Source organism: Variovorax sp. GW531-E2 (genome assembly GCF_059423125.1).
Genome location: NZ_JBWKXQ010000021.1, coordinates 1 through 24,478, shown reverse-complemented (window position 1 = coordinate 24,478; position 24,478 = coordinate 1). Strand labels below are relative to the sequence as shown.

Here is a 24,478-nt window from a genome sequence, read left to right as displayed (position 1 = left end):
GCGCGGTATCGGGTTTTCGCCCGAGGCAGGCAGCGCGTATCCGTAAATACCCTAGGAAGACGGCGCCATGTCCCTGACCCTTCGCCAGCTCAAGTACTTCTCTGCGGTGGCCGAGGTGGGGCGCATCTCGCACGCGGCGCTGCAACTGAACATCTCGCAGTCGGCCGTGACCACCGCCATCCGCGAGCTCGAGGAGCTGATGGGACAGCAGCTCTTCGAGCGGCACCCGCATGGCGTGGAACTCACCAAGGCCGGGCGCCGCTTTCTCAGCCATGCCTACGCGGTGCTGTCGGCGGCCGACGAGGCGGTGCGCATGCCGCACGAGGGCGAGAACGTCGAGGGCTCGCTCACCATCGCAGCGAGCTACACGGTGCTGGGCTACTTCCTGCCGCACCACCTGCAGCGCTTCGAACAGCTGCATCCGCAGGTGACGGTGAAGGTGCACGAGGTGGCGCGCGAAGCCATCGAAGAGGGCCTGATCACGCAGCGCTACGACATCGGCGTGGTGCTCACGTCGAACGTGGTGCTGCGTGAGCTGTCGCTCGAAACTTTTTTCGGCTCGCAGCGCCGGCTGTGGGTGCCGGCCAAGCACCCGCTGCTGGACAAGGCCGAGGTGACGCTGGCCGACGTGGCGGCCGAGCCCTACATCATGCTCACGGTCGACGAGGCCGCGGCCACCGCGCTCAAGTACTGGAGCAAGACGCCGCACCAGCCGCAGATCCGGCTGCGCACGAGTTCGGTGGAGGCGGTGCGCAGCACGGTGGCCAACGGGCTGGGCGTGACGGTGCTGTCGGACATGGTCTACCGCCCGTGGTCGCTGGAGGGCAAGCGCATCGAGACCATCAACCTGCGCGACGCGGTGCCCACGATGAACATCGGGCTGGGGTGGAAGCAGGGCGTGGAGTTTTCGCCGGCGATGACCGCGTTCCGCAACTATTTCCGGCAGCTGTTTCTCGAGCCGGCATCGGGGCGCACGGGGCGCGGTCGCGGCTGAGGTTGCGGGGGAAACCCTGCCGGCATCGGGCCGGGATGACCCGGCGCAAGGAAAGCACGTCGCGCCAGCGTCACAATAGCCGCTGTCCCGAGCGCGCAATGCGGCATCGGCACCTTGCACCTCCCCGGAGATCGATCCCATGAAAGCAACCTGGAACGGCGTCACCATCGCCGAAAGCGACGACACCGTGCTCGTCGAAGGCAACCACTACTTCCCGATGAGTTCGCTCAACCGCGACGTGGTCACCTTCAGCAACCACAAGACCACCTGCCCGTGGAAGGGCTCGGCGAACTACTACTCGCTGCTGGTCAACGGCGAGCTGCACGCCGACGCCGCCTGGTACTACCCCGACCCGAAGCCCGAAGCCGAGGAAATCCGTGACCGCGTCGCGTTCTGGAAGGACGTGAAGGTCAGCGCCCAGTGAGCACCGCCGCCTTCGCTCCCCCGTTCACGCCGCCGGCCGAACTGGCCGGGGCGCTGCGCGAGCACGGCTACGCGGTGCTCAGCCCGCAGGGCGTGTGCGACTGGCTCGGTGTGCCGCTGGCGCAGCTCGAGGCGCTGCACGCCGACTGGAACGACCTGCCGCCCGATGAGTACCTGAAGGACGGCGGGCGCTACCGCACGCGGCGCCACGCCTGCTTCACGGTCGAGCCCGACGCCACGCTGGCGCAGGTGCCGCACCGCGCGCACTGGCAGCCGGTCGAATACAACGCGCTGCACGGCGGCATGCAGCGCTGGTTCGCGCCGATGCTCGAGGCCACGGTGGCGCAGCCCGTGTGGCAGCGGCTGATGCAGCAGCTGGGCCAGGTGAGCAGCGACATGCGCGGCGTACCGCAGCGCTGGTTCGTGGAAGCACACCAGTTCCGCATCGACACCGCCGGCGGCATCGGCCGCCCGACGCCCGAAGGCGCGCACCGCGACGGTGTCGACCTGGTGGCGGTGGTGCTGATCGGGCGCCAAGGCATCAAGGGCGGCGAGACGCGCGTGTTCGAGGCCAACGGCCGGCGCGGCGAGCGCTTCACCATGACCGAGCCGTGGACGCTGCTGCTGCTGGACGACGCGCGCGTGATCCACGAATCGACGCCGATTCAGCCGCTGGAAGAGGGTGGCGATGGGTGGCGCGACACGCTCGTGGTCACCTGCCGTTCCGAGGGTTTCCAGGGGGATTGAGACGCCTGCGGGCTTCGCTGGTCGGAGTCCTACAGGGCGGGTTCTGCATAGCGGTTAAATTCGGGGCCCGACCCGGTGCGAACCGGGTCCGTCAGTCTGTCTGTCTGCGAACGCTAAGCGAGGTCCCGCCATGTTCAATCACATCCTGGTCCCCATCGACGGCTCCGAAACTTCCATGCTCGCGGTCAGCAAGGCCAGCGGTCTCGCCCTGGCCTTCGGCAGCCGCATCACGCTGATCCACGTGATCGACAACTACCCCTTCATCGGCGTGGGCGCGGACTATGCGCTCGGCCAGAACGAATACCTCGCGGCGGCCACCGCCAGCGCCAACGCGGCGCTCGCACGCGGCGTGGCCGCCCTGGCGGCCGAAGGCCTGCACAGCGACCAGCGCGTGATCGACGGCCACGTGGTGCACGAAGGCATCGTGGACACCGCCATCGCCATCGCGGCCGACCTGATCGTGATGGGCTCGCACGGGCGCAGCGGCATCGAGAAACTGCTGCTGGGCAGCGTGACGCAGCGCGTGCTGCAGGACGCCACCATGCCGGTGCTCGTCGTCAAGGGCCGCTGAGCACGAAGCCCGCCGCACGTTCGAAGTGCAACGGCTCCCGCGTCGCGGGATGCACGAACCCCAATTCCCTGGCATGCAGCAGCAGGCGCGGCGCGCGTGCCTGCAGCGCGGTGTCGCCGTACAGCGCATCGCCCAAAATCGGGTGCCCGATCGACAGCAGGTGAACGCGCAGCTGGTGTGAGCGGCCGGTGAGCGGCTCCAGCAGCACGTGCGTGGCCGCAGGGCCGCCGGGCGGCGACACGCTGCTCAGCGCGCGCCAGCGCGTGAGGCTGGGCTTGCCCGCCGGGTCGATCTTCTGCAGCGGTCGGCGCGGCCAGTCGGCCATCAGCGGGGCGTCGATGAGCGACCAGTCATCGCGCTGCGGCATCACGCCATCGACCACGGCTTCGTAGCGCTTGTGCACCTCGCGGTCGGCGAAGGCCGCGCTCAGGGCGCGCTGCATCTCCAGGCCGCGCGCCATCACTACCAGGCCGCTGGTGCCCATGTCGAGCCGATGCACGATGAGCGCGTCGGGCCACTGGCGCTGGGCGCGCGCGCTCAGGCAGTCCTGCTTGTCCTCGCCGCGCCCGGGCACGCACAGCAGGCCGGCGGGCTTGTCGAGCACCAGCAGGTGGGCGTCTTCGTGAACGGGGAGCAGGTCGGGCGGCGAAGCGGTCATGGGGACAGCGAGTGTAGAGAGGCTCAGAAAGCCGGAAGAAGGCTGGGCTATCCTCGACCGATATGCTCGGCGCCGCTTCTCCTCCCTTGTCTCCCACGTTCACCGACCTGAGGCGCGAGCGCCCCTTCATGCAGCTGTGGGTGGCGCGCCTGTTCGGTACCGCCGCCTCGCAGATGATGCTCGTGGCCATCGGCTGGCACATGTACGAGCTGACCGGCAGCGCGTGGGACCTGGGCCTGGTCGGCCTGTACCAGTTCGTGCCCGCGCTGTTGCTCGCGCTGCTGGCCGGCCACGTGGTGGACCGGCACCACCGGGGCCGCATCGTGGCGGTGTGCTTCGCGGTGCAGGGCACCGTGGCACTGGCGCTGCTGTTCGCGGTGCTGCACAAGAACGACACGCGCGGGCTGCTGCTCGGGCTGTCGCTGGTGCTGGGCGCGGTGCGCGCCTTCCAGATGCCGGCGCAGCAGGCGCTCACGCCGCTGCTGGTGCCGCCGCTGCTGCTGTCGCGCGCGATGGCGTTCAGCTCGGCCGGCATGCAGGGCGCGATCATCGGTGGGCCGGCGCTCGGCGGGCTGCTGTTCGTGGCAGGCATGGCGGTGGTGTACGGCGCGAGCGTGCTGTGCTTCGCGGTGGCCTGCGTGCTGGTGCTGCGGCTGCGCTACGACCACGCGCCGGCCGCGCGCGAGCCGGTCACGCTGGCCACGGTGTTCGCGGGCGTCAATTTCATCTGGCAGCGCAAGCCGGTGCTGGGCGCGGTGTCGCTCGACCTGTTCGCGGTGCTGCTGGGCGGCGCGGTGGCGCTGCTGCCGATCTATGCCAAGGACATCCTGCACACCGGCCCTTGGGGCCTGGGCCTGCTGCGCAGCGCGCCGGCGGTGGGCGCGCTGGTGATGTCGATCGCGCTCACGCGCCGGCCGGTCGAGCGCAATGTGGGGCGCACGCTGCTGCTGGCCGTGGGGGCGTTCGGGCTGTGCATGGTGGTGTTCGGCTTGTCGAAGAGCTTTCTCGTCTCGCTCGTTGCGCTCGCGGTATCGGGCGGGGCCGACATGGTCAACGTCGTGATCCGCCAGACGCTGGTGCAGCTGGAAACGCCCGACGCCATGCGCGGGCGGGTGAGCGCGGTCAACTCGATCTTCATCGGCGCGAGCAACCAGCTCGGCGAGTTCGAGTCGGGCGCCACGGCGGCGCTGCTGGGGCCGGTCGGCTCGGTGGTGCTCGGCGGCGTGGGGACGATGCTGGTGGCGCTGACGTGGTTCCGGCTGTTTCCGTCGCTGGCGCAGCGCGACCGGCTGGTGGTCGCGGCACCGGCTTCGGCGCGGTCCTGATCGTCAGTCGAAGAGGGCGCGCGCCTGCGGCACGTCGAGCGTGAGGTCGCTCTGCGCCACGGCCACGCAGGGAAGAATCCAGCCGTCGATCTTTTCGTCGAAGCTCAGGCCCGGCCATTCGATGAGGTGGCGGCTCTCGCCGGAGAGCCGCTGGCAGATGCAGGTGCGGCAGGTGCCGTTGCGGCACGAACTGGGCAGCTCGATGCCGGCCGCCTCCGCCGCATGCAGCAGCGTGACGCCCGCCTCGGCCTCGAATTCGAGGCCCGACGGTTCGAGACGGACCTTCATCGCGCGGGAGGTTCTTGCTGCTGTTGCTGCTGTTCGCGGCGTTGCTCGCGCAGCATGAAGAGGTACAGGCTCTCGACCTTGTCGCGCGCCCAGGGCGTCTTGCGCAGGAACTTGAGGCTGGAACCCACGCTGGGCTCGCTGATGAAGCAGCGGATCGGCACCAGGTGCCCCAGCTGCTCCCAGCCGTAGTAATCGGCCAGCGCGGTCACGATGGCCTCCAGCGTGAGGCCATGCAACGGGTTGCGCGGCTGCGCCGGCTTGGGGGCGGGCGCGGGGACGTCGGTCACTAGGTCACTTGTTCTTGAGCTTGCCGCGCGGAATCACCGCCGTGGTGACGGTGCGCACGGGCTCGATGCCGCCGGTGGGGGCCTTCGGCGGCGAGGTGTCCTTCTTCGGTTTCTTCGCTTCCTTGTTGGTGCGTTGCTGACCCTTGGCCATGTGCTTTCTCCAGTTGATACGTGCGGATGCCGGAGGAGTTTAGCGGTGCGGCGACAATAGCCGGTTCCATACGTTTTTCCGCTTTCATGTCCGATTACGAAGTTCGCCCCGCCACGATGCGCGACGCCAAGGCCGTCGCCGAAGTCCATGCCCTCTCTGCCAAGGCTGCCTACGAAGGCATCCTGTCCGAAGACGACCTGCGCGTGCTGGCCCCCGCCTCGCGCGAGGCCAAGTGGCGCGAGGCCATCGAATTCAGCGAACCCCAGGTCCATGTGGTGACGCACGGCAGCGAGATCGTCGGTTTCGTGGGCTTCGACCGCTCGCGCGACCCCAAGACGCCGCCCACCACGGGCGAGATCTGGGCCATCTACGTCAAGCCCGAGCACTGGGGCAAGGGCGCCGGCGTGGCCCTGTGGGACGCCGCCCGCGAAGGCCTGGCCGAAGAAGGCTGCACCACGGTCACCATCTGGGTGCCGCTGCGCAACGACCGCGCCATGCGCTTCCACGAACTCGCCGGCTTCAAGCGCGAGATGAAGACCGCCAAGACCACCGCCTTGGGCACTGTCCGCGTCGAAGAAATCCGCCTGAAGCGGGCGGTGGACTGATCCACCCCCGGATGCCGCGTACGGTCTTCACCGGCGCGGCCATCGGCTGCGGATAAGCTCGCCGCTTCTTCCACAGCCCGACTTTCGCCCATGGCCACCAGCCTGCTCCTGCTGCTCGACGACATCGCCACCGTGCTCGATGACGTCTCCGTCCTCACCAAAGTTGCTGCCAAGAAGACCGCCGGGGTGCTCGGCGACGACCTCGCGCTGAACGCGCAGCAGGTCACCGGCGTGCGCACCGAGCGCGAGCTGCCGGTGGTGTGGGCCGTGTGCAAGGGCTCCCTCGTCAACAAGGCGATCCTGGTGCCGGCCGCACTGGCCATCGGCACCTGGCTGCCCTGGCTGGTGACGCCGCTGCTCATGGTGGGCGGCGCGTTCCTGTGCTTCGAGGGCGCCGAGAAGCTGGTCCACAAGTTCCTGCACAAAAAGGAGCACGAGGCCGACACCGCGCGCCACCAGAAGGCCGTGGCCGACACCACGGTCGACGTGGTCGCGGTCGAGAAGGACAAGATCAAGGGCGCGGTGCGCACCGACTTCATCCTCTCCGCCGAAATCATCGCCATCACGCTGGGCACCGTGCAGGGCCAGCCGTTCACGACGCAGCTCAGCGTGCTGGTCGGCATTGCGCTGATCATGACGGTGGGCGTGTATGGCCTCGTGGCCGGCATCGTGAAGCTGGACGACGCGGGCCTGTACCTGAGCCAGCGCAGCAGCGCGGCGGCGCGCGCCCTGGGCCGCGGCATCCTGGCGGCGGCGCCCTGGCTCATGAAGGGCCTGTCGGTGGCTGGCACGGCCGCCATGTTCCTCGTGGGCGGCGGCATCCTGGTGCACGGCGTGCCGGCGTTCGGCCATGCGGTCGAAGACTGGGCCAAGGCCACGGGCGGCGTGTTTGGCACGCTGGGCTCGATGGGCGTCAATGCCGTCGTCGGCATCGTGGCCGGCGCCATCGTGCTGGCCGTGGTGGAACTCGTCGGCAAGCTGCGCGGCAAGAAGGCGGCGGCGCACTGAGCGCCTGCTGACCTTGCGGCCGGGCCTCAGCGCTCCGGCTTGCCGCGCTGGAACAGGCCGACGCCGACCAGCGCCACCCCCAGCGCGAGCGCGAACCAGCCGACGAGGTACGCGCCGGCCACCATCTCGAACCAGCGCGTGTCCTGCAGGAAGCGCGGCCCCAGCAGCACGGCGACGCCGATCAGGAGGCAGAGGATGCCGCGCTCGATGGTGCGCAGCTGTCGTTGGGGGCGTCGGGCCATGGGGGTCTTTGCAAGGGAAAACGGAAGCGGCCATTGTCCCGCGCCGCGCGGAGAGGCCGGCAGCCGCCTGAAAACGTCGCGTGCGCGCATCGGTCGGCACGCAAAAATGCTTCCAAACGTTGCAGAATCGCAGGCCATGCCATACCGCCACCTGCCCACCGGTTCCGCCTTCTTTCTCCCGTTGCGACGCGCCTGCGTGGGCGCCTCGCTGGCCGTGATGGCCGCCACGGCCTTCGCGCAGCCGCAGCCCGACCCCGCCGGTTTTCCGCTGGACTCGGTCGGCTACCTCAACGAGGAGCTGCCGCGCATGGAAGCGGCCATTGCCGCGAAGGACCGCAGCTTCTTCCTCGGCGCGATGACGCGCATGGTGCAGTTCTCCGAGCGCTGGGGCTTCAAGGCCAAGGCCAACCCCGAGCTGGCCGCCTACCCGATGTGCACGGCGGCCGTCATGGACTACGCGGTGGTCGGCATGTGCAGGCTGAACCCCGCCGACGACGCCTGCGAGCCGGGTCTGGCGCCGCGTTTCGATGCGAACGTGAAGCGCTGCCGCGAGCTGGCCGCGCAAAAATAGGCCTCCGGCCTTTCGTCCTTCCCTCTCATTGAACGAAGTCCCCGCGCCATGGCCGTGCGTGCGGGGCGGAGACACACGCATGGACTACACCCGCTACCAGACCCTCGCCCTCACGCGCCGCGGCGCGAACGGCGCGGTGCTCGACATCCAGATGCGCGCCGCCAACGGCAAGCTGCCCACGGCCGGCCATGACGGCCACCGCGAGCTGGCCGAGATCTGGCGCGACGTGGCGGCCGACGACACGGTGCGCTGCGCCGTGTTGCGCGGCGAGGGCATGGGCTTCTCGGGCGGCGGCGACCTGGGCATGGTGCAGGACATGACCACCGACGACACCGTGCGCCAGCGCGTGTGGAAGGAAGCGCGCGACCTGGTCTACAACCTCGTCAACTGCGACAAGCCCATCGTGAGCGCCATGCACGGGCCGGCCGTGGGCGCGGGGCTGGTGGCGGGGCTGCTGGCCGACATCTCCATCGCGAGCAAGAACGCGAAGATCGTCGACGGGCACACGCGCCTGGGCGTGGCGGCGGGCGACCATGCGGCGATCGTGTGGCCGCTGTTGTGCGGCATGGCCAAGGCCAAATACCACCTGCTGCTGTGCGAGCCGGTGAGCGGCGAGGAGGCCGAGCGCATCGGCCTGGTGTCGCTTGCGGTGGACGAGGCCGACCTGCTGCCGCGGGCCTACGAGATCGCCGACCGCCTCGCGGCTGGCAGCCAGAGCGCGATCCGCTTCACCAAGTACGCGCTGAACAACTGGCTGCGCCAGGCCGGGCCGACCTTCGACGCCTCGCTGGCGCTGGAGTTCATGGGCTTCGCGGGCGCCGACGTGCGCGAAGGCGTGGCTTCGCTGCGCGAGAAGCGCGCGCCGAACTTCGGCTGAGCCGACCTCCGCCGGGATCAGGCCTTGCTCAGCCCCTGCAAGGTCTGCAGCAGCACGACGCGCGTCTGGCCCAGCACCATGCCCTTCCACTCGTCGTTGTCGCAGTAGAACGCGTCGCGCAGGCGGCGGCGGATCTCGCGCTTCTGCGCTTCGGGCGCCTCGGGGTGGCGGCGCAGCCAGGTGTCGGCGCGCAGGCGGTCGAGCACTTCCAGGTCGGGCAGCGTGCCGAACTCCAGGCCCATGGGCGCGACGCGCGCGTTCGGGCATTCGTCGTAGGCGGTCGAGATCACCGGGCCCGACACGTCGGCCGAGGCCGAGTCGCCCGCGAAGGGCGCGAACACGTCGGCGCCCCACCAGGCGTGGGCCAGTGCGAGGTCTTCGGGCGTGTTGCGGCCCGGGTAGATCTTTTCGCCGTGGCCGTAGGGGCCCAGGCCCGTGTGCACGTCGATCCAGCCCAGGTGCGTGGCCGAGGCCGCGTAGCCGCGCAGGATGGCGCGGATGGTGCGGTTGCTCCACGACGGCGCGGTGCCGCCGTAGAACAGGCCGTCGGGCGAGGTGTACTGCCCGCGCGTGACGGCCGCGCGGAAGGCGGTCATGCCGTGCGTGGCGATGTAGGCGGCGACCGCCGCGTCGTCGGCCGGCGTCGGCGGCCAGCTGGCGGGCAGCACCAGCGGCTCCACGTCGGCGTACTCGGCGTTCACCGGCAGCGGTGCGCTGAAGTCGATGTGGTTGCGGTTCAGGTCGATGTTGTCTTCGTTGGTGCGGTGCAGGTGCGAGAAGCCGTGCGGGTTCACCGCATGCACCAGCAGCAGCGCGACGCCCGCGCGCTCGAGGCGCGCGAGCAGGTCGGCGTCGTTCAGCGTGGCCACCTGAGCGCCCGAACCGCAGAAGCCCTCGGGGCCGTGCGTGCCCGAGGTGACGAGCAGCACCTTCTTCGCGTCGGCCGCGCCGATCAGTGCGACGTCGGTGGCGAGTTCTTCGCCGAGCGCGCCGCGGTGCGTGGGGTGCACGAACGACTCGATGGCGGCGCCGCGCGCCGCGGCGGCCTCGAGGAACTTGGCGCGGGCTTCGACGTACGTGCCCGAGAAGTGGCGGGTGGCGGCGGTGGCAGGCTGGGACATGGAGGGAAGATTCCTGTGCATGAAGGCGGGAAGGAGGAAGACGGTATCAGGCCGGCGCATGGGCGTTGGCGGCATCGATGTCGCGGCCTGTGTGGTCGCGCAGCCAGAGCAGGCCCAGCAGCGACACCAGCGTCATCCCTACCAGGTACCAGGCCGGCGCGAGCTTGCTGCCGGTGGCGTTGACCAGCCAGGTGCTGATGAAGGGCGCGAAGCCGCCGAAGAGCGCCACGCCGACGCTGTAGACCAGCGACATGCCACTGGCGCGCACGCGCTTGGGAAACATCTCCGGCAGCATCGTGATGCCCGGCACCGTCTGCACCACCAGGCCGATGCTCAGCACGCCGAGCACGGTGAACAGCACCACGGGCGTGGGCGAGGCGTTGAGCCACAGGAAGCCCGGGTAGATCAGGATCGCCATCACGATGCGGCTCCACAGGATGAGCGTCTTGCGGCCCACGATGTCCGACCACTTGCCCACGAACGGCGCGAGCGCGAACGACAGCAGGCCCGTGAGCGCCGCGCCGAACAGCGCCACCGAGGGCGTGAGGCCGAGCTCGCGCACCGCGTAGGTCGGCATGTAGAAGGTGACCACGTAGGCCGCCGTGGTGCCGCCCACCAGCGCGAGGATGGCGGCCAGCACCGTCCTGCCGTGCTGCGTGCAGACGATCTTCAGGCTGCTCTCTCGCGGTGCCTTGGCGTCTTCCGGCGAGATGTGCAGTGATTCTTCGAGGTGGCGGCGGATGTACATGCCCACCGGCGCGATCAGCATGCCGAGCACGAACGGCACGCGCCAGCCCCAGCTCTGCATGGCCTCGGCGGACAGCGAGACGGTCAGCACGCCGACCACCACGGCACCCATCAGCACGCCCAGGCCCTGGCTCGCGAACTGCCAGCTCGCCATGTAGCCGCGGTTGGCCGGCGTGGCGTGCTCCACCAGCAGCGTGGTGGATGCGCCCACCTCGCCGCCGGCCGAGAAGCCCTGGATCAGGCGCGCCAGCACGATCACGATCGGCGCCGCGACGCCGATGCTCGCGTAGGTCGGCGTGAAGGCGATCAGCGCGCAGCCCAGCGCCATCAGGAAGATCGTGAGCGTCATCGCCTTCTTGCGGCCCGCGCGGTCGGCGTACGCGCCGATCACGATGCCGCCCAGCGGCCGCATGATGAAACCGACGCCGAAGCTCGCCACCGTCAGCAGCAGCTGGCCGTAGGAACTGAAGGTGGGGAAGAACAGCTTGCCGATCACCAGCGCGAGAAAGCCGTAGACCGTGAAGTCGAAGAATTCCAGTCCGTTGCCGATGGTGGTGGCCACGATGGTCTGGCGCCGGCGTGCAGGCGAGGAAGGCGAGGGCTGGGAAGCGGGGGTGTTCATGTGTCTCCTGTGTGTATCGGGGGCGCAGGCCGCGTGGGCCCGAACCGCGGCGGATGCTAGAGACTCACCGCTGTCATGAAAAGACAATAATTGGGCGTCAACGATAACTTTTGGTTGTCACTCCAAAGATGAAACCCAATCAGTTGCATGCCTTCGTGGCCGTGGTCGAGCAACTCAGCATCCGCGCTGCCGCGCGCGTGCTCGGCATTTCGCAGCCGGCCGTGACCAAGATCGTGCGCGAGCTGGAGCGCGAGGTCGGCGCCCCGCTGGTGGAGCGCAGTGTGAAAGGCGTGCGGCTCACGCAGTTCGGCCTGGCCTTCGCGCCGCGCGCGCGGCTGCTGCTGGCCGACATGGAACGCGCCCGCGACGAGATCGCGCAGATCCGCGACGGTGCCACCGGCTCGGTCTCGCTGGCCGTGAGCGCCTCGTTCGCGCTCACCGTGCTGCCCGCCGCCTTCAAGGACTTCCACACCCGCCTGCCGGCGGTCGACGTGCAGTTCAGCGAGGCCGTGCTGCCGTGGATGCTCGCGCGGCTGCGCGACGGGTATCTCGACTTCGCGGTGGCGCACATCGTGCCCGGCACGCTCGATCCGCAGTTCGAGGCGCTGGAGCTGTTCCCGGTGCAGCTGGTGGTCGGCCTGCGCGAGCGCCATCCGCTGCGCAATGCGCGCTCGCTGAACGACCTTTATGCCGCCGAATGGGTCCTGCCGGGCGACGACCACGGCGGAACCAACGCCGTGGCGCCGCTGTTCACCCCGCTCGGGTTGCCGCCGCCCACGCGCGTGCTGCAGGGCCACTCGGTCACCGTGGCGCTGGCGCTGGTGGGGCACATGGATTTGATCGGCCTCTTCGTCGAGCCGCTGGCCGGGCTCAGCTTCAAGCGCCACGGCATCCGGCGCGTCGATGTGCGGGAGACGCTGCCGATGCTGAACGTGTGCGTGGTGCGCCGGCGCGGGCAGCCGTCGACGCCGGCGGCGCAGCACTTCATCGAGTGCATTCAGCGGGCGTCGGCGGCGGCGATGAAGGGGTAGCGGAGGCAGGGCGGCTCAAAGCCCGAACAGCAGCACCACAAGGGCAACGGTCGCGCCGAGGACCACGTAGCCAATGCCGGTCAGCAGCAGCGCGAAGCCGACGAGATAGATCACGCGCCGTCCCCAGTTCGGCGCGCTCGGTACGCAGCGCCAGTAGACCAGCGCGGCCGCGAGGATCAGCATGCCCTCGATTGCATGGGCGATGACGCGCGTGGCCCCGGCAGAGTGAAAGACCGACCGGTCCAGCCACATGCCGATAACTCCCGCGAGCGGGATCAAGGCGGCCCAGGCGAGCACGCCGAGCGCGAGCCGCCCCGCCGCCTTCATCGGATGGCCTCGCCCTTGAAGAAGTGAAGAGGCATCGGGCTTTCCCAGCCGGGCGCCTGATAGCCGGACACCCCGAGATCGGGGACCGAGCCCATCACGCTGCGCAGCAGTGCGGCGAGGTACGAACTGCTGTTGTATTCGCCGGGGTTCATTCGGTCGCCTCGCAGGCGCGCGGGGAAGCTGTAGGGGGACACGTAGCTTGAAAAATCCGTGGCGCGCCTCATCAGCGTGCGCGCGAACGCCTCGGGGCTCATGCCACCGGGCGGCGCCAGCGGAATCTTGACGACGACTTCGGTGGGCAGCGTGTTGGCATAGATGTTGGTTCGGATCCGCAACACGTTGTGCAATCCCGCTTCGCCCATCGTCGGTTGACCATCGATCACCGTGAGGCCCGAATAGGCGTCATCGATGACCAGCGAGATGTGCAGGCTGGGATAAGGGGTCCCCACAAGCCCGGCAGGACCGGCCGCCACCCGGCCGTACAGTGTGAATGTCGGTGTCGAGTGCTGCGCACGCCCCACCGAGTTTTCATTGGTGTTCATGAATTTCCTCCCTGATTGGCGTTTCGAAATGGAACGCTCTGGAGGCGATGCTAGGGGCGCGAGCGCCAAAACACTGTTGTCAAATGAGGCTTCCGCTCATCCGGGATCCCTGCCGCTTCCGCGCACCGCAAGTGCCACCGGGCCAAGTCTCCATGGCCCCAGCTCAAGGCCAGAACAACACCAGCGCCACGAAAAGCAGTTTGACGCCGAAGGCCACGAGGGCGCTGGCGACCACCATCAGCACCACGAAGGCGACGAAGTAGGCCACGCGTCGGCCCCAGTGCGGCACGCTCGGCACGGCATACCAGTAGAGCAGCGCGGCCGCGCCGAGGTTGATGGCCTGGACCGCATACATGGTGACGTGCGAGGCTTCGGGCGAGTCAAGGACCGACGGGCCCAGCCACATGCACAGAAGTCCCAGCAACGGGACCATGGTGACCCAGGCGAGCACGCCGAGCGCCAGGCGTCCGGCCGTCTTCATCGCAGGGCGTCCCGTCCGGTCGATGTTTCACTGGCAGCCATGAATTCCTCCTTGATGGCGTTTCGACATGGAACGCTCTGGCGTCCGATCCTATCGGCAGGGTCCGGCAACTGTTGTCAAATGAGAACTCCTCTCATTCATAATCCCTCCCGCTTCCGCACGCCGGAAGCGTCACCAGGCCGCCGGGAGGCGCGCCGCCAAGAACATCCAAGGGATTTGAATGAAGAGAGTTTGTGTGAGCCTTGCGCTCGCCGCCGTGCAGGCAGCGCAGGCGCAATCCGTGCCTGCGTCCGCTGCCCCCGAATCGCGGGCAAGCGAACTGAGCACCGTCAACGTCGAGGCCTCGCGCGCCAACGGCTTCCTGGCCGAGACGGTCGAGGCGGGCACGTTCCGGGGCGCGTCCGTGATGGACGTGCCGGCCACGGTCAACACCGTGACGCGCGAGGTGATCGAGCTGCAGGGCGCGGCGGGCGTGTACGACGTGCTGCGCAACACGGCCGGCGTGACGCGCCAGCAGAACGGCGGCGACACCTTCGACCAGCTTGTCATCCGCGGCATTGCCGTGGAGAACCGCACCAACTACCGGCTCAACGGCGCGCTCGCAATCCCCAACGTGTCGGAAATTCCGATGGAGAACAAGGAGCGCGTCGAGGTGCTCAAGGGCGCGTCGGCGCTGTACTACGGCTTCACCACGCCGGCCGGGGTGATCAACTTCGTCACCAAGCGCGCGGGGCGCACGCCCGTCACCTCGCTCGGGATGAGCGTCGACAACCAGGGCGGGCTGCAGGGGCAGGTCGACATCGGCCGCCAGTTCGGCGAGAACGACCAGTTCGGGCTGCGGCTGAACGCGGCGGGCGGCCAGCTGGGCTCGACCATCGACGGCGTGGACGGTGACCGCAAGTTCATCTCGGCCGCGCTCGACTGGCGCGTGAACCGGCGGCTCACGCTGAAGGCCGACATCGAGCACTACCGCAAGCGCATCACCGAGCAGGCCGGCATCGCGCGGCTTGCGGCCGTGAACGGCGTCATCGCGCTGCCGGCGCTGCCCGATCCGCACCAGCTGATCGCGCCGCCCTGGGCCGTGTTCGAGGCCGAGGTCACCAACACGCAGCTGCGCGCCGACTACGCCTTGAGTGATCAGTGGGCGCTCAGCGTGGAAGCCGGCCATTCCGAGGCCGAGCGCGACCGGCGTCTGGCGCAGTTCGGCACCTACAACGTGCGCACCGGCCTCGGCCGCCTCACGGGCAACGTGCAGCATCTCGAGCAACGCTCCGACCTGCTGCGCGCCGAGCTGTTCGGCACCTTCGCCACCGGCGCGCTGCAGCATGAGCTGACGCTCGGCGCGGCACGCAGCGACAAGACGCAGGCGCCCGTGTTCCAGCGCAACTACGGCGGCGCGACCACGCTGCAGAACCTGTACAGCCCCGTGCCCATCGGCGCGCTGGCGCTGAGCGCGATGCCGTCGCGGCCCACCTCGGGCGCGCAGGACAGCGAGGAGCTGGGCCTGTACGCGCTCGACCGCATCACCTTCTCGCCGCAGTGGCAACTGGTGGCCGGCCTGCGCCACACGCGCTACCAGAGCTGGCAGGGCGCGAGCGCCACGCTGCCGGCCCTCGACTACAGCGTGCGCAAGACCACGCCGCTGGCGGCGCTGAGCTACAAGTTCACGCCCGAGCTCATGGCCTACGTGTCGTACTCGCAGGGCGTGGAAGAGGGCGAGGTGGCGCCGGCCGGCACCGCCAACCAGAACACGCGCATGCCGCCGGGCGTGAGCCGGCAGAAGGAAATCGGCCTGCGCTGGCTGACCGGCGGCGGCACGCTGCTGTCGGGCGCGCTGTTCGACATCGAACGGCCCGGCGCCTACACCGACAGCGCCAACACCTTCGTGGCCAGCGGGCGCCAGCGCTACCGCGGCCTCGAGGTGTCGGCACAGGGGCGGCTCACGCCCGCGCTGGCGTGGCAGCTCTCGGGCCAGTGGCTCGATGCCGAGTTCCGCCGCATCAACGCGCAGTACGACGGCAAGCGGCCCGAGAACACGGCGCGCACCACGGCGAGCGCCTTCCTCTCGTACGACATCGCGGCCGTGCCGGGGCTGTCGGTCAACGGCGGCGCGTACTTCACGGGGCGCCGTCCTGTCGACGACCTGAACCAGGGCTTCATCGGCGGTGCGACGGTCTTCGGTCTCGGCGCGCGCTACGTGGCGCAGCTCATGGGCAAGCGCACCACCTTCCAGCTGAACATCGACAACGTGGGCGACAAGCGCTACTGGTCGGCGGCCGGCACGCGGCTGGCGGTGGGCACGCCGCGTACGATCAAGGCCCTGGTCAAGATCGATCTTTGAACCCGCGCGCCCCGCCTTGGCGGGGCTTCCTGTTTCCCGTTTTCTTCTGTTTTTCATGGCTTTGCTGCGTCGCGTCTGGTTCCAGATCCATTGGTTCATCGGCATCACGGCGGGCAGCGTGCTGGTCGTCATCGGCCTGAGCGGGGCGACGCTGTCGTTCCGTGCCGAGATCACCGACCTGCTGAACCCGATCCCCGCGGCCTCGGCCGCGCCCGCATTGGCCCCGCCTGCGCTCGTTGCGCGCGTGCAGGCCGAGATGCCCGGGCGGCGCATCGCGACCGTCGCCGTGTCGACCGAGCCCGGGCGCCCCGCGCGCGTCGGCTTCGCGCCGCCGCCCGGCCAGCGGCGCGGCGAGACGCGCTTCGCCGATCCTGCCACCGGCGCGCTGCTGCCCGACCCCGTGGGCGAGCACTTCTTCGAGTTCGTGGAAGAGCTGCACCGTTGGCTGCTGCTGCCGCGCGACGACGGCAAGCCCCTCACCGGCTCGCTGGCCGGCCTGTTGCTGCTGCTCGCGCTGTCGGGTCTGTACCTGCGCTGGCCGCGCCGGCCCTTCGCGTGGCGCCAGTGGCTGCGCATCGACTTCGCGCTGCGCGGCCGTGCCTTCCTGTGGAACCTGCATGCGGTGGTCGGCACCGTCGCGCTGCTGGCCTACGTGGTGTCGACCACCACCGGCATGTACTGGGCCTTCGACGGCTTGCGCAAGGCGGTCGACGGCGCGGTCGGCGAGGGCCGCGTGGTGCGCGCCGAACGCGCGCCGGCCGATGCCCCGGTGACGCTCGACCTGGCGCGCGTCTGGCAGGCCTTCGTCGACACCACGGGCGGCGACTGGACCCAGGTGACGCTGCGGCTGCCCGCGCGCAACGGCACACAGGTGGAGGCCGTCTACCTGCGCATGCATGCCGAGCACGAGCGCGCGCGCAACCGCCTGTACCTGCAGGCAGCGACCGGCGAGACGCTGCGCCACGAACGCTATGCCGACAAGCCGCCCCTGGGCCGCTTCGTGAACAGCATCTACCCGCTGCACATGGGCACCTACTGGGGCCTGCCGGGGCGCATCGTGATGATGCTCACGAGCCTGGGGCTGGCGCTCTTCGCGATCAGCGGCTGGATGATGTACCTCGGCCGTCGCCGCATCGCGAAGGCCGTGCGCGCCGAGCGTGCGCGGCTCGATGCGGTCGCCGTGCCCGCCCCGGCGGGCGACGCTGGGCAGGTGCTGGTCGCCTTCGCGAGCCAGACCGGCCATGCCGAGCGCCTCGCGCTGCAGACGGCCGGCGCGTTGCAGGCCGCCGGTGTCGCGGCGGTGGTGCGGCCTGTGTCGTCACTGAGCGCTGACGCGCTGCTGCATTTCCGCCAGGTGCTGTGGGTGGCGAGCAGCTTCGGCGAAGGCGAGGCGCCCGACAGCGCGCGTGCCTTCGCCCGCGCGTTCGCGCGGCAAGGCGGTCCGGGCCTGCGCCACCTGCGCTACGGCCTGCTCGCGCTCGGCGATCGCCACTACGCGACCTTCTGCGGCTTCGGCCGCAAGCTCGACCATGACCTGCACAACCAGGGCGCGCAGCCGCTGTTCCCCATGATCGAGGTGGACGGCGAAGACCCGGCAGCGCTCGCGCGTTGGCACGATGCGCTGCGCGAAACCTTCGGGGTGCGTGATGCCACGTGGCCTGTGCCGACCGCACCGGCCTTCGACGCCTGGCGGCTCGATGGCCGGCGCCTGCTCAATGCGGGCAGCCAGGGCGATCCGCTGTTCGAAATCGAGCTGCGGCGCGTCGATGGCAGTGGCGCGATGGACTGGGTGCCCGGCGCACTGGTCGAGATCGTGCCGCGCCAGATGCACGACGACGGCGCCCCGGCGCCCGCGCCGCGCAGCTACTCGGTCGCGTCGATTCCGTCCGACGGTGCCGTCCAGCTGCTGGTGCGCCAGGCACGGCACGACAACGGCCTGGGCGTGGCCTCGGGTTGGCTCACGGTCGGCGCGCCCATGGGCGCGGAACTCGCGCTGCGCCTCGTCGCCAACCCGGGCTTCGCGCTGCCCGACGACGCGCGGCCCTGCATCTTCATCGGCAACGGCTCGGGCTTTGCGGGCCTGCGCGCGCTGCTGCGCGAGCGTGCGCGCCGAGGGCATGGCCGTAACTGGCTGGTGTTCGGCGAGCGGCAGGCGGCGCACGACAGCTTCGGCGCGGACGAGGTCGCGGCATGGCAGGCCGGCGGCCTCGTGGCGCGCGCCGATTTCGTCTACTCGCGCGACCAGGCGCAGCGTGTGTATGTGCAGGACCGCCTGCGCGAGGCTGGCGAGGTGCTGAAGCAGTGGGTGGACGAAGAGGGCGCGATCGTCTTCGTCTGCGGCAGCCTCGAAGGCATGGCGCCGGGCGTGGATGCGGCGCTCACCGAGGTGCTGGGCGAGAGCGGCATGGACGCGCTCATCGCCGAAGGCCGCTACCGCCGCGACGTGTACTGATCAGGCGGGCGGAAAGCTCACGCCCGGTTCGCCCGCCTGCCAGGGCGTGTACTTGGTCATGATGCGCGCGAACATGTCCGACGCGGTCCAGCCCGCGAGCCAGGCCTGCAGGCGCGGCCACGGTTGCGTGTCGAACCAGGCCGCATCGACCATCGCGAACTGGCGAACGAACGGCATCAACGCCGCGTCGGCCAGCGTGGCGTGCGTGCCGGCCAGCTGCGCCGACATCGCGAGCCGGTCTTCGAGCCCTTGCAGGAAGCGCGCGCCGTCGTCGCGCGCGGAGCCTTCCGATGCGGGGTAGCGCGCCGGGTACTTGTAGCGGTCGAGCAGCGGCTTGAAATCGTTGTCGCAGGCCGCCACCAGCGCGAGCAGGTCGTCGAGCGTGCCGCGCTCCGGCGTCAGCCAGCGCAGCGGATCGTGGCGGCGCAGCGCCCACAGCATCACGTCCAGGCTCTGCTCCAGCACCGCCGCGCCGCCGTCGAGCACCAGCACGGGCACCGTGCCCTTGGGCGAGGCCGCGAGCATCTCGGCGGGTTTGCGCTTGAGCTCGATCTCGCGCAGCTCGCAGTGCTGCCCGCTCGCCACCAGCGCGAGCCGGGCCCGCATCGCATAGGGGCAGCGGCGGAACGAATAGAGCACGGGGAGGGCGGAATCGGGCATGTGAACGACGGGTGGACAAGGGGCGCCGGCCGATTGTCGGCCCGTGCCCGCCGGGTCGCGCGGCGGCGGGTTTTTCCTCACAATCGACTGCCATGGGCGAACGCCTTTTCCTCCGGCTTCACGACGACCCGCTGCACGGGCCGGAATCGGGCGTGCCCGACGACACGCTGCACGTGCTGCCGGTCGCGCCGGCCCTGCAGTCGCATGTCTCGCACCTGCTGATGTACCGCGAGACCTTCGCGCCCGGCCACGAGGTGCGCGAGCGCGTGCTGCCCGACGGCGCGATCCGGCTGGTCTTCAACTTCGGCGATGCGCCCTCGGCCGACGACGCGCCGGGGCAGGCGGTCGAAGCCATCGGCGCCTTCGCCGCACCCGCCGTGGTGCGGATGCGCGACACGGTCGAAGGCCTGTCGGTGGCGCTGCGCCCCGGCGCGGCAGCTGCGTTGCTCGGCGTGCCGGCCGGCGAGATCGCGGGCCGCGCGGTGCACCTGGACGAACTCTGGGGCGGCGAGGGCACGACGCTGCTCGCGCGCATGGCCGAAGCGCGCGACGATGCCGCACGCGCGCAGCTGCTGCAGCAGGCCCTGATGAAGCGCCTGCAGAAAGCCGGTGACGGCACGCCACCGGCCGCCGCGATGCACGCCGCACGGCTCATCGCCACCACCGACGGTCGCCAGGCCTTGCGCGAGGTGGCGCAGGCGGTCGGCGTGGGCGAGCGCCGGCTGCAGCAGCTCTTTCATGCGCACGTCGGGCTGTCGCCGCGCGCCTGGGGCCGGCTGGCGCGGCTGCATGCCTGCCTGCGCGCACTGCGCCTGCACAGCGCGCCGGCCTGGGCCGACATGGCGCTGGACCACGGGTTCTACGACCAGTCGCACCTCGTCAACGAGTTCCGCGCCCTGTGCGGCGTGACGCCCACCGAGTTCCTCGGGCGCGCCGGGTTTCGGTTTCTTCCAAGACGGCGCGCTGAGGCCGGCCTATCGTGGCGGCCTGTCCTGCCCAAGGACCCTCACCGAACGAAGGAGCAACGACACATGACAGCAGCCCCCTCCACCCCTGACGCCGCGCACCGTCCGCTGGCGGGCCGCGTGGCCGTGGTCACCGGCGCCAGCCGCGGCGCGGGCCGCGGCATCGCGCAGGAACTGGGCGCGGCCGGCGCCACCGTGTACGTGACCGGGCGCAGCACCCGCGCGCGGCCGGCCGACAGCTACGGGCAGCTGCTCGCCCTGTCCGAGCTGGCCGCCTTGCCCGGCACCATCGACGACACCGCCGACGAGGTCACGCAATTCGGCGGGCACGGCATTGCTGTGGCCTGCGACCACACGAAGGAAGACGAAGTGGCGGCGCTGTTCGCGCGCGTCGAGCGCGAGCAGGGCCGGCTCGACCTGCTCGTGAACAACGCCTGGGGCGGCCACGAAAGCTTCACCGGTGTCTTCGAGGCGCCGTTCTGGGAACACCCGCTCGCCAACTGGGATTCGATGTTCGACCGCGGCGTGCGCAACCACCTCGTGGCCAGCCGCTGCGCTGCACCGGGCATGGTGGCGCGCAAGCAGGGCCTGATCGTCACCACCACCTTCTGGGACCGCGGCCACTACCTGCGCGGCAACCTGTTCTACGACCTCGCCAAGGCGTCGATGACGCGGCTGGCCTTCGGCATCGCGCAGGAACTGCAGCCGCACGGCGTGGCTTCGGTGGCGGTGTCGCCGGGCTGGATGCGCACCGAGTTCGTGCTCGCGGGCCACAAGACCGACGAGGCGCACTGGCAGGAACGCCCCGCGCTGGCGCGCACCGAATCGCCGCGCTACCTGGGCCGAGCCGTGGCCGCGCTGGCGGGCGATGCGCAGGTGCTCGACAAGACCGGCCAGGTGCTGCGCGTGGCCGACCTCGCGCGTGCCTACGGCTTCACCGACATCGACGGGCGGCAGGTCGAGCCGTTCGAGATGTAGCGTCAGCCGAGTGCGCGCACGTCGATGCGAAAGCGCAGCTCGGGCGCGCCGCCGAGCCCGGGCTCGGTGATGAACTCCTCGACCAGCACGCCGCCGTTGGCACGGATCACGCGCTGCGAGGCGAGGTTGTCGGGGCTGGTCGTGATCTCGACATGGTCCAGGCCGATGGCGCGCGCGTCGGGCAGCAGCGCGCGCAGTGCGGCGGTGGCATAGCCCCGGCCGCTTTTCCACGGCACCACGCCGTAGCCGATGTGGCCCAGGCAGTACGAAGGCAGGGCGTTGGTGCCCGGCTGCCAGCGCAGCTGGATGCTGCCGCAGAACTCGCCGTCCCAGAGCCAGCGCCGGTAGCCCGGCAACCGGGGCACGGTGCCGCCTGTGGGCAGCGCGATGGGCGGGCCCTTGGCTTCGCGGTCGACGAGGCCGGCGAGAAAGCCGTCGGGGTCGGTGCGGATCAGCGCCAGTTCTTCGCGGCCGGCTTCGGCGCGCAGGTTGTTGGGCGACCAGCCGCGCTCGAGCGCAGCGATGTAGCCGGGTAAATGCTCGGGCGAGGGCCAGACGAGCTGCAGTGCGGAAAGGGACATGGGAGACGGTCCTTGTTTTTTGATCAGTACGAGCGCAGGGCGATGCCCCAGCGCCCCTCGGCCTGCACGACGATCCAGAGGTTGGCGTGCGTGCTGAGCACCGCGCCGGCCGCATCGCGCCGCGTGTAGTGCACGACGAAGTGCACCTTGTCGTGGCTCACGAGCACGGGTTCCTTCTTCTCGTACTGTGTGGAGGCCCAGCCGCTGGCCTTGAGCGTGTCGAAGAAATCCACCGGGTGCCGGCCGGGCGCGGGCCAGTCGAGCCGCTGCGCGCCCGAAAGCATCGTGTGCGGAAAGTGCAGCTCGGCGTCCATGCTGCGCGTGTCCGAGGCGTTGAACGCGGCCGTGAAACGGTCGAGGCAGGCCGACGCGGCGGCGACGACGGCCGCGTGCGGCGCGTCGGAGGGCGGCGGGGCGACGAAGGCAGAGAAATCGGTCATGTGCCGGATGGTAGGCGAGCGTGCGCCTGTCGGTCACGTTCGCATGAAATGCAACTGAGTTGCGTCAATCCATATAATGCAATTCTGTTGCAACTATGGAGCCTGCCCTCATGGCCGATCGCCTTCCCGTCACCGTGCTGTCCGGCTTCCTGGGCGCCGGCAAGACCACGCTGCTCAACCACATCCTGCACAACCGCGAGGGCCGCCGCGTGGCGGTGATCGTCAACGACATGAGCGAGGTCAACATCGACGCCGCGCTGGTGCGCGAAGGCGGCGCCGCGCTGTCGCGCACCGACGAGAAGCTGGTCGAGATGAGCAACGGCTGCATCTGCTGCACGCTGCGCGAAGACCTGCTGATCGAGGTGAAGCGGCTCGCCAAGGAAGGGCGCTTCGACCAGCTCGTGATCGAGTCGACCGGCATCTCCGAGCCCTTGCCCGTGGCCGAGACCTTCACCTTCGCGGGCGAAGACGGCCAGAGCCTGGCCGACGTGGCGCGGCTGGACACCATGGTCACGGTGGTCGATGCCTTCAACTTCCTGCGCGACTACGGCTCGCCCGACAGCCTGGGCCAGCGCGGCCAGTCGCTGGGCGACGAAGACACGCGCACGGTGGTCGACCTGCTGATCGAGCAGATCGAGTTCTGCGACGTGCTCGTGGTCAACAAGACCGACCTCGTGAAGGGCGAGGAGCGCGAGCGGCTGATGGCCATCCTGCGCAGCCTCAACCCGCGTGCGCGCATCGAAGAATCGGAATTCGGCCGCGTCGCGCTCGACCGCGTGCTCGACACGGGCCTGTTCGATTTCGAGCAGGCCGAGCAGGCGCCGGGCTGGCTGGCCGAGCTGCGCGGCGAGCACGTGCCCGAGAGCGAGGCCTACGGCATCCGCAGCTTCGTCTACCGGTCGCGCCTGCCGTTCCATCCGCAGCGCTTCTGGGACCTGGTGCAGAGCGAGTGGGAGGGCGTGGTGCGCTCCAAGGGCTTCTTCTGGCTCGCGAGCCGGCCGACCCGCGCGGGTGCGTGGTCGCAGGCCGGCGGCGCCTGCCGCTACGGCGTGGCGGGCCTGTGGTGGGCGGCCGTGCCGCGCGAACACTGGCCGACCGACCCCGACGGGCTCGAACTCATCCGCAAGAACTGGGACGACGCCACCGGCGACGCGCGCCAGGAGCTGGTGCTGATCGGCATCGGCATGGACGAAGCCGCACTGCGCGCGCGGCTCGATGCCTGCCTGCTCACGCCCAACGAGATGCGCTTCGGCCCCTCGTGGTGGCAGAACCTGCCCGATCCGTTTCCGTCGTGGAACGTGTAAAGGCGAAGTTCAGTCGTCGGCGGCGCCGGGCTGCATCGCCTGCTGTACCAGCCGCGCCATGGCCGACGCGTTCTCGCTGCCGACGGCGGCCAGGCCCTGCACGGTGCCTTGACGGTCCGGCAGGGCTTCGTCCTGGCTGGCCTTGAGCTTGCCTTCGAGGCGGTCGATGGGGATCTCGATGCCCACCACGGCGCGCGCCAGCTTGCGGATGAAGGTCTCGGGCGCGTCCGTGGTCCGCCAGGGCACGGGCTGGCCTGCCTCGTTCGCCGCGGTCAGCCGCGCGAGCAGGTCGAGCAGCCAGGCTTCGTCGTCGATGGCGCGCGCGATGCCGTGCGCGTGGGCGACGGCGTAGTTCCAGGTCGGCACCACCTGGCCGTGCTCGGCCTTGCCGGGGTACCAGCCGGGCGTGATGTAGGCCTGCGGTCCCTGGAACATCACGACCGACGGGGCCGGGGCATCGAGCTGACGCCACACGGGATTGGCACGCGACACGTGGCCGAGCAGCGTGCCGAACGGGCCGCGCGAGCGGTCGAGCAGAAAGGGCAGGTGGTTGGCGACCAGCCCGTCGGCGCCCTGAACGACCCAGGCGCCCAGCGGGTGCGCGTCGATCAGCGCGTGGCTCGCGCCGAGGTCGGGCTGGCGGTGGTGCCGGGAGACGTACATCGCGCAGCGCGATGACGCTATCGGGCGCAGTCGCCGCACATGCCGTGCAGCGTGAGCGCCGTGTGCCGCGTGTCGATGCCCTGCTTGCGCAGCGCCTTGCCGAGCCGACCCATCACCTTGGGCAGTTCGGGGTCGGAGGGCAGGGCCAGCACCTTGTGGCACTGGTCGCATTCGAAGGTGTTGCCCGAGGCGGTGTCGACGTGCCGCGCGAAGCGGTTGACCCGGTCGGCGCCCACGCGGCGGTCGCACAGGCCGGCCTCGACCAGCCGGTCGAGCACGCGGTAGAGCGTGACGCGGTCGGGCGGCTCGCCCGTGGCGGCGGTGTAGGCGGCGGCCACTTCCTCGTGGGTCAGCGGCTGCGAGCCGTGTTCGAGCAGCTCGAGCACGGTCTGGGCGGCGCGCGTCACGCGCAGCCCGCTGCCGCGCAGCAGCGCCTCGCTGTCGAAGGCGGGGCGGGACGACGAGCTTTTCAGGGG

29 protein-coding genes and 1 pseudogene are annotated in these 24,478 nt (G+C 70.1%); 15 read left to right on the top strand and 15 right to left on the bottom strand.

Annotated elements, in window-relative coordinates; translation table 11 throughout:
* Positions 1 to 67: 67 nt before the first annotated feature.
* The 4 genes from AC07XP_RS14490 to AC07XP_RS14475 all read left to right on the top strand — a co-directional run bounded on the left by AC07XP_RS14490 (position 68) and on the right by AC07XP_RS14475 (position 2,735).
* A complete protein-coding gene (locus AC07XP_RS14490) occupies positions 68 to 994 on the top strand; it encodes a LysR family transcriptional regulator (RefSeq protein WP_070062541.1) in 927 nt (308 codons plus the stop codon).
* 139 nt (positions 995 to 1,133) lie between these two features.
* Positions 1,134 to 1,418, top strand: a complete 285-nt coding sequence (locus AC07XP_RS14485) for a DUF427 domain-containing protein (RefSeq protein WP_056579293.1) — start codon at positions 1,134 to 1,136, stop codon at positions 1,416 to 1,418.
* The gene (locus AC07XP_RS14480; protein WP_495265066.1) at positions 1,415 to 2,164 is read left to right on the top strand and encodes a 2OG-Fe dioxygenase family protein; all 750 of its coding nucleotides are present in this window, start codon (positions 1,415 to 1,417) and stop codon (positions 2,162 to 2,164) included. The genes AC07XP_RS14485 and AC07XP_RS14480 overlap by 4 nt, the downstream gene beginning before the upstream one ends.
* Before the next feature lie 130 nt (positions 2,165 to 2,294).
* Positions 2,295 to 2,735: a universal stress protein gene (locus AC07XP_RS14475; protein ID WP_056579296.1), complete on the top strand. Its 441-nt coding sequence runs from the start codon at positions 2,295 to 2,297 to the stop codon at positions 2,733 to 2,735.
* On the opposite strand, the gene AC07XP_RS14470 is transcribed toward AC07XP_RS14475, so the two are convergent.
* On the bottom strand, positions 2,722 to 3,393 hold the full coding sequence (locus AC07XP_RS14470; RefSeq protein ID WP_495265065.1) for an RluA family pseudouridine synthase: 672 nt from the start codon (positions 3,391 to 3,393) through the stop codon (positions 2,722 to 2,724). The two genes, AC07XP_RS14475 and AC07XP_RS14470, sit on opposite strands and share 14 nt — an antisense overlap.
* Before the next feature lie 128 nt (positions 3,394 to 3,521).
* Between AC07XP_RS14470 and AC07XP_RS14465 the strand changes: the two genes are divergently transcribed.
* Entirely contained in the window at positions 3,522 to 4,718 is a 1,197-nt protein-coding gene (locus AC07XP_RS14465; RefSeq protein ID WP_495265111.1) for an MFS transporter, read from the top strand.
* A gap of 3 nt (positions 4,719 to 4,721) precedes the next feature.
* On the opposite strand, the gene AC07XP_RS14460 is transcribed toward AC07XP_RS14465, so the two are convergent.
* From AC07XP_RS14460 to AC07XP_RS14450, 3 genes are read right to left on the bottom strand one after another with little or no spacing between them, the layout of a single operon-like run.
* Entirely contained in the window at positions 4,722 to 5,006 is a 285-nt protein-coding gene (locus AC07XP_RS14460) for a 2Fe-2S iron-sulfur cluster-binding protein (RefSeq protein WP_307696131.1), read from the bottom strand.
* Positions 5,003 to 5,293: a VF530 family protein gene (locus AC07XP_RS14455; RefSeq protein ID WP_062477599.1), complete on the bottom strand. Its 291-nt coding sequence runs from the start codon at positions 5,291 to 5,293 to the stop codon at positions 5,003 to 5,005. The genes AC07XP_RS14460 and AC07XP_RS14455 overlap by 4 nt, the downstream gene beginning before the upstream one ends.
* Before the next feature lie 4 nt (positions 5,294 to 5,297).
* On the bottom strand, positions 5,298 to 5,444 hold the full coding sequence (locus AC07XP_RS14450) for a hypothetical protein (protein WP_167395057.1): 147 nt from the start codon (positions 5,442 to 5,444) through the stop codon (positions 5,298 to 5,300).
* 86 nt (positions 5,445 to 5,530) lie between these two features.
* Between AC07XP_RS14450 and AC07XP_RS14445 the strand changes: the two genes are divergently transcribed.
* Both AC07XP_RS14445 and AC07XP_RS14440 read left to right on the top strand, forming a co-directional pair.
* A complete protein-coding gene (locus AC07XP_RS14445) occupies positions 5,531 to 6,049 on the top strand; it encodes a GNAT family N-acetyltransferase (RefSeq protein WP_062477596.1) in 519 nt (172 codons plus the stop codon).
* A gap of 90 nt (positions 6,050 to 6,139) precedes the next feature.
* Positions 6,140 to 7,057, top strand: a complete 918-nt coding sequence (locus tag AC07XP_RS14440; protein WP_495260352.1) for a DUF808 domain-containing protein — start codon at positions 6,140 to 6,142, stop codon at positions 7,055 to 7,057.
* A gap of 26 nt (positions 7,058 to 7,083) precedes the next feature.
* Here AC07XP_RS14440 and AC07XP_RS14435 read toward each other — a convergent pair whose 3' ends face one another.
* Entirely contained in the window at positions 7,084 to 7,299 is a 216-nt protein-coding gene (locus AC07XP_RS14435) for a hypothetical protein (RefSeq protein WP_495265064.1), read from the bottom strand.
* 136 nt (positions 7,300 to 7,435) lie between these two features.
* On the opposite strand from AC07XP_RS14435, the gene AC07XP_RS14430 reads away from it, so the two are divergent.
* Both AC07XP_RS14430 and AC07XP_RS14425 read left to right on the top strand, forming a co-directional pair.
* Entirely contained in the window at positions 7,436 to 7,870 is a 435-nt protein-coding gene (locus AC07XP_RS14430; RefSeq protein ID WP_223301410.1) for a hypothetical protein, read from the top strand.
* A gap of 79 nt (positions 7,871 to 7,949) precedes the next feature.
* Positions 7,950 to 8,747: an enoyl-CoA hydratase/isomerase family protein gene (locus AC07XP_RS14425; RefSeq protein WP_070062549.1), complete on the top strand. Its 798-nt coding sequence runs from the start codon at positions 7,950 to 7,952 to the stop codon at positions 8,745 to 8,747.
* Between the two features lie 17 nt (positions 8,748 to 8,764).
* On the opposite strand, the gene AC07XP_RS14420 is transcribed toward AC07XP_RS14425, so the two are convergent.
* The gene (locus tag AC07XP_RS14420) at positions 8,765 to 9,868 is read right to left on the bottom strand and encodes a M14 family metallopeptidase (protein ID WP_495265063.1); all 1,104 of its coding nucleotides are present in this window, start codon (positions 9,866 to 9,868) and stop codon (positions 8,765 to 8,767) included.
* A 46-nt stretch (positions 9,869 to 9,914) separates the two neighbouring features.
* Complete coding sequence (locus tag AC07XP_RS14415; RefSeq protein ID WP_495265062.1) at positions 9,915 to 11,237, bottom strand: MFS transporter; 1,323 nt, start codon at positions 11,235 to 11,237, stop codon at positions 9,915 to 9,917.
* Positions 11,238 to 11,365: 128 nt separating this feature from the next.
* Between AC07XP_RS14415 and AC07XP_RS14410 the strand changes: the two genes are divergently transcribed.
* Positions 11,366 to 12,268: a LysR substrate-binding domain-containing protein gene (locus tag AC07XP_RS14410; RefSeq protein WP_492680489.1), complete on the top strand. Its 903-nt coding sequence runs from the start codon at positions 11,366 to 11,368 to the stop codon at positions 12,266 to 12,268.
* 15 nt (positions 12,269 to 12,283) lie between these two features.
* On the opposite strand, the gene AC07XP_RS14405 is transcribed toward AC07XP_RS14410, so the two are convergent.
* The 3 genes from AC07XP_RS14405 to AC07XP_RS14395 form a co-directional block, all read right to left on the bottom strand.
* Complete coding sequence (locus AC07XP_RS14405) at positions 12,284 to 12,595, bottom strand: hypothetical protein (protein ID WP_354343670.1); 312 nt, start codon at positions 12,593 to 12,595, stop codon at positions 12,284 to 12,286.
* The gene (locus AC07XP_RS14400; RefSeq protein ID WP_354343669.1) at positions 12,592 to 13,137 is read right to left on the bottom strand and encodes a hypothetical protein; all 546 of its coding nucleotides are present in this window, start codon (positions 13,135 to 13,137) and stop codon (positions 12,592 to 12,594) included. Before AC07XP_RS14400 ends, AC07XP_RS14405 begins: the two co-directional genes overlap by 4 nt.
* Before the next feature lie 163 nt (positions 13,138 to 13,300).
* A complete protein-coding gene (locus AC07XP_RS14395; RefSeq protein ID WP_495265061.1) occupies positions 13,301 to 13,618 on the bottom strand; it encodes a hypothetical protein in 318 nt (105 codons plus the stop codon).
* Between the two features lie 220 nt (positions 13,619 to 13,838).
* Here AC07XP_RS14395 and AC07XP_RS14390 point away from each other — a divergent pair, with 220 nt between their 5' ends.
* Positions 13,839 to 15,959 carry a TonB-dependent siderophore receptor gene (locus AC07XP_RS14390; protein WP_495265060.1) on the top strand — a complete coding sequence of 707 codons (2,121 nt, stop codon included), beginning with the start codon at positions 13,839 to 13,841 and terminating at the stop codon, positions 15,957 to 15,959.
* 55 nt (positions 15,960 to 16,014) lie between these two features.
* Positions 16,015 to 18,411, top strand: coding sequence for a PepSY domain-containing protein (locus AC07XP_RS14385; RefSeq protein ID WP_495265059.1), 2,397 nt, complete (start codon positions 16,015 to 16,017; stop codon positions 18,409 to 18,411).
* On the opposite strand, the gene AC07XP_RS14380 is transcribed toward AC07XP_RS14385, so the two are convergent.
* Positions 18,412 to 19,071, bottom strand: coding sequence for a glutathione S-transferase (locus tag AC07XP_RS14380; RefSeq protein WP_495265058.1), 660 nt, complete (start codon positions 19,069 to 19,071; stop codon positions 18,412 to 18,414).
* Positions 19,072 to 19,163: 92 nt separating this feature from the next.
* On the opposite strand from AC07XP_RS14380, the pseudogene AC07XP_RS14375 reads away from it, so the two are divergent.
* Positions 19,164 to 19,937, top strand: a pseudogene (locus AC07XP_RS14375) (DUF6597 domain-containing transcriptional factor); the annotation flags it as partial.
* 165 nt (positions 19,938 to 20,102) lie between these two features.
* The gene (locus AC07XP_RS14370) at positions 20,103 to 21,014 is read left to right on the top strand and encodes an SDR family oxidoreductase (RefSeq protein ID WP_495265110.1); all 912 of its coding nucleotides are present in this window, start codon (positions 20,103 to 20,105) and stop codon (positions 21,012 to 21,014) included.
* Positions 21,015 to 21,016: 2 nt separating this feature from the next.
* Here the strand turns inward: AC07XP_RS14370 and AC07XP_RS14365 are convergent, their stop codons facing one another.
* Together AC07XP_RS14365 and AC07XP_RS14360 are read right to left on the bottom strand one after the other, a co-directional pair.
* Positions 21,017 to 21,595 carry a GNAT family N-acetyltransferase gene (locus tag AC07XP_RS14365; RefSeq protein WP_495265057.1) on the bottom strand — a complete coding sequence of 193 codons (579 nt, stop codon included), beginning with the start codon at positions 21,593 to 21,595 and terminating at the stop codon, positions 21,017 to 21,019.
* A gap of 23 nt (positions 21,596 to 21,618) precedes the next feature.
* Positions 21,619 to 22,035: a hypothetical protein gene (locus AC07XP_RS14360; RefSeq protein WP_495265056.1), complete on the bottom strand. Its 417-nt coding sequence runs from the start codon at positions 22,033 to 22,035 to the stop codon at positions 21,619 to 21,621.
* Positions 22,036 to 22,145: 110 nt separating this feature from the next.
* Between AC07XP_RS14360 and zigA the strand changes: the two genes are divergently transcribed.
* On the top strand, positions 22,146 to 23,339 hold the full coding sequence (gene zigA, locus AC07XP_RS14355; protein WP_495265055.1) for a zinc metallochaperone GTPase ZigA: 1,194 nt from the start codon (positions 22,146 to 22,148) through the stop codon (positions 23,337 to 23,339).
* 9 nt (positions 23,340 to 23,348) lie between these two features.
* Here zigA and AC07XP_RS14350 read toward each other — a convergent pair whose 3' ends face one another.
* Positions 23,349 to 24,002, bottom strand: coding sequence for an FMN-binding negative transcriptional regulator (locus AC07XP_RS14350; RefSeq protein WP_495265054.1), 654 nt, complete (start codon positions 24,000 to 24,002; stop codon positions 23,349 to 23,351).
* Between the two features lie 17 nt (positions 24,003 to 24,019).
* Positions 24,020 to 24,475 carry a Fur family transcriptional regulator gene (locus AC07XP_RS14345; RefSeq protein WP_495265109.1) on the bottom strand — a complete coding sequence of 152 codons (456 nt, stop codon included), beginning with the start codon at positions 24,473 to 24,475 and terminating at the stop codon, positions 24,020 to 24,022.
* Positions 24,476 to 24,478: the final 3 nt, after the last annotated feature.

Excerpts from the sequence above, each read along its gene's own strand:
- AC07XP_RS14435 (WP_495265064.1), bottom strand. The coding sequence starts at position 7,299 with ATGGCCCGACGCCCCCAACGACAGCTGCGCACCATCGAGCGCGGCATC.
- AC07XP_RS14475 (WP_056579296.1), top strand. The coding sequence starts at position 2,295 with ATGTTCAATCACATCCTGGTCCCCATCGACGGCTCCGAAACTTCCATG.
- AC07XP_RS14365 (WP_495265057.1), bottom strand. The coding sequence starts at position 21,595 with ATGTCCCTTTCCGCACTGCAGCTCGTCTGGCCCTCGCCCGAGCATTTA.
- AC07XP_RS14485 (WP_056579293.1), top strand. The coding sequence starts at position 1,134 with ATGAAAGCAACCTGGAACGGCGTCACCATCGCCGAAAGCGACGACACC.
- AC07XP_RS14460 (WP_307696131.1), bottom strand. The coding sequence starts at position 5,006 with ATGAAGGTCCGTCTCGAACCGTCGGGCCTCGAATTCGAGGCCGAGGCG.
- AC07XP_RS14380 (WP_495265058.1), bottom strand. The coding sequence starts at position 19,071 with ATGCCCGATTCCGCCCTCCCCGTGCTCTATTCGTTCCGCCGCTGCCCC.
- AC07XP_RS14420 (WP_495265063.1), bottom strand. The coding sequence starts at position 9,868 with ATGTCCCAGCCTGCCACCGCCGCCACCCGCCACTTCTCGGGCACGTAC.
- AC07XP_RS14450 (WP_167395057.1), bottom strand. The coding sequence starts at position 5,444 with ATGGCCAAGGGTCAGCAACGCACCAACAAGGAAGCGAAGAAACCGAAG.
- AC07XP_RS14395 (WP_495265061.1), bottom strand. The coding sequence starts at position 13,618 with ATGAAGACGGCCGGACGCCTGGCGCTCGGCGTGCTCGCCTGGGTCACC.
- AC07XP_RS14465 (WP_495265111.1), top strand. The coding sequence starts at position 3,522 with ATGCAGCTGTGGGTGGCGCGCCTGTTCGGTACCGCCGCCTCGCAGATG.
- zigA (WP_495265055.1), top strand. The coding sequence starts at position 22,146 with ATGGCCGATCGCCTTCCCGTCACCGTGCTGTCCGGCTTCCTGGGCGCC.
- AC07XP_RS14470 (WP_495265065.1), bottom strand. The coding sequence starts at position 3,393 with ATGACCGCTTCGCCGCCCGACCTGCTCCCCGTTCACGAAGACGCCCAC.
- AC07XP_RS14400 (WP_354343669.1), bottom strand. The coding sequence starts at position 13,137 with ATGAACACCAATGAAAACTCGGTGGGGCGTGCGCAGCACTCGACACCG.
- AC07XP_RS14350 (WP_495265054.1), bottom strand. The coding sequence starts at position 24,002 with ATGTACGTCTCCCGGCACCACCGCCAGCCCGACCTCGGCGCGAGCCAC.
- AC07XP_RS14425 (WP_070062549.1), top strand. The coding sequence starts at position 7,950 with ATGGACTACACCCGCTACCAGACCCTCGCCCTCACGCGCCGCGGCGCG.
- AC07XP_RS14415 (WP_495265062.1), bottom strand. The coding sequence starts at position 11,237 with ATGAACACCCCCGCTTCCCAGCCCTCGCCTTCCTCGCCTGCACGCCGG.
- AC07XP_RS14490 (WP_070062541.1), top strand. The coding sequence starts at position 68 with ATGTCCCTGACCCTTCGCCAGCTCAAGTACTTCTCTGCGGTGGCCGAG.
- AC07XP_RS14360 (WP_495265056.1), bottom strand. The coding sequence starts at position 22,035 with ATGACCGATTTCTCTGCCTTCGTCGCCCCGCCGCCCTCCGACGCGCCG.
- AC07XP_RS14385 (WP_495265059.1), top strand. The coding sequence starts at position 16,015 with ATGGCTTTGCTGCGTCGCGTCTGGTTCCAGATCCATTGGTTCATCGGC.
- AC07XP_RS14430 (WP_223301410.1), top strand. The coding sequence starts at position 7,436 with ATGCCATACCGCCACCTGCCCACCGGTTCCGCCTTCTTTCTCCCGTTG.
- AC07XP_RS14445 (WP_062477596.1), top strand. The coding sequence starts at position 5,531 with ATGTCCGATTACGAAGTTCGCCCCGCCACGATGCGCGACGCCAAGGCC.
- AC07XP_RS14390 (WP_495265060.1), top strand. The coding sequence starts at position 13,839 with ATGAAGAGAGTTTGTGTGAGCCTTGCGCTCGCCGCCGTGCAGGCAGCG.
- AC07XP_RS14440 (WP_495260352.1), top strand. The coding sequence starts at position 6,140 with ATGGCCACCAGCCTGCTCCTGCTGCTCGACGACATCGCCACCGTGCTC.
- AC07XP_RS14405 (WP_354343670.1), bottom strand. The coding sequence starts at position 12,595 with ATGAAGGCGGCGGGGCGGCTCGCGCTCGGCGTGCTCGCCTGGGCCGCC.
- AC07XP_RS14410 (WP_492680489.1), top strand. The coding sequence starts at position 11,366 with ATGAAACCCAATCAGTTGCATGCCTTCGTGGCCGTGGTCGAGCAACTC.
- AC07XP_RS14370 (WP_495265110.1), top strand. The coding sequence starts at position 20,103 with ATGACAGCAGCCCCCTCCACCCCTGACGCCGCGCACCGTCCGCTGGCG.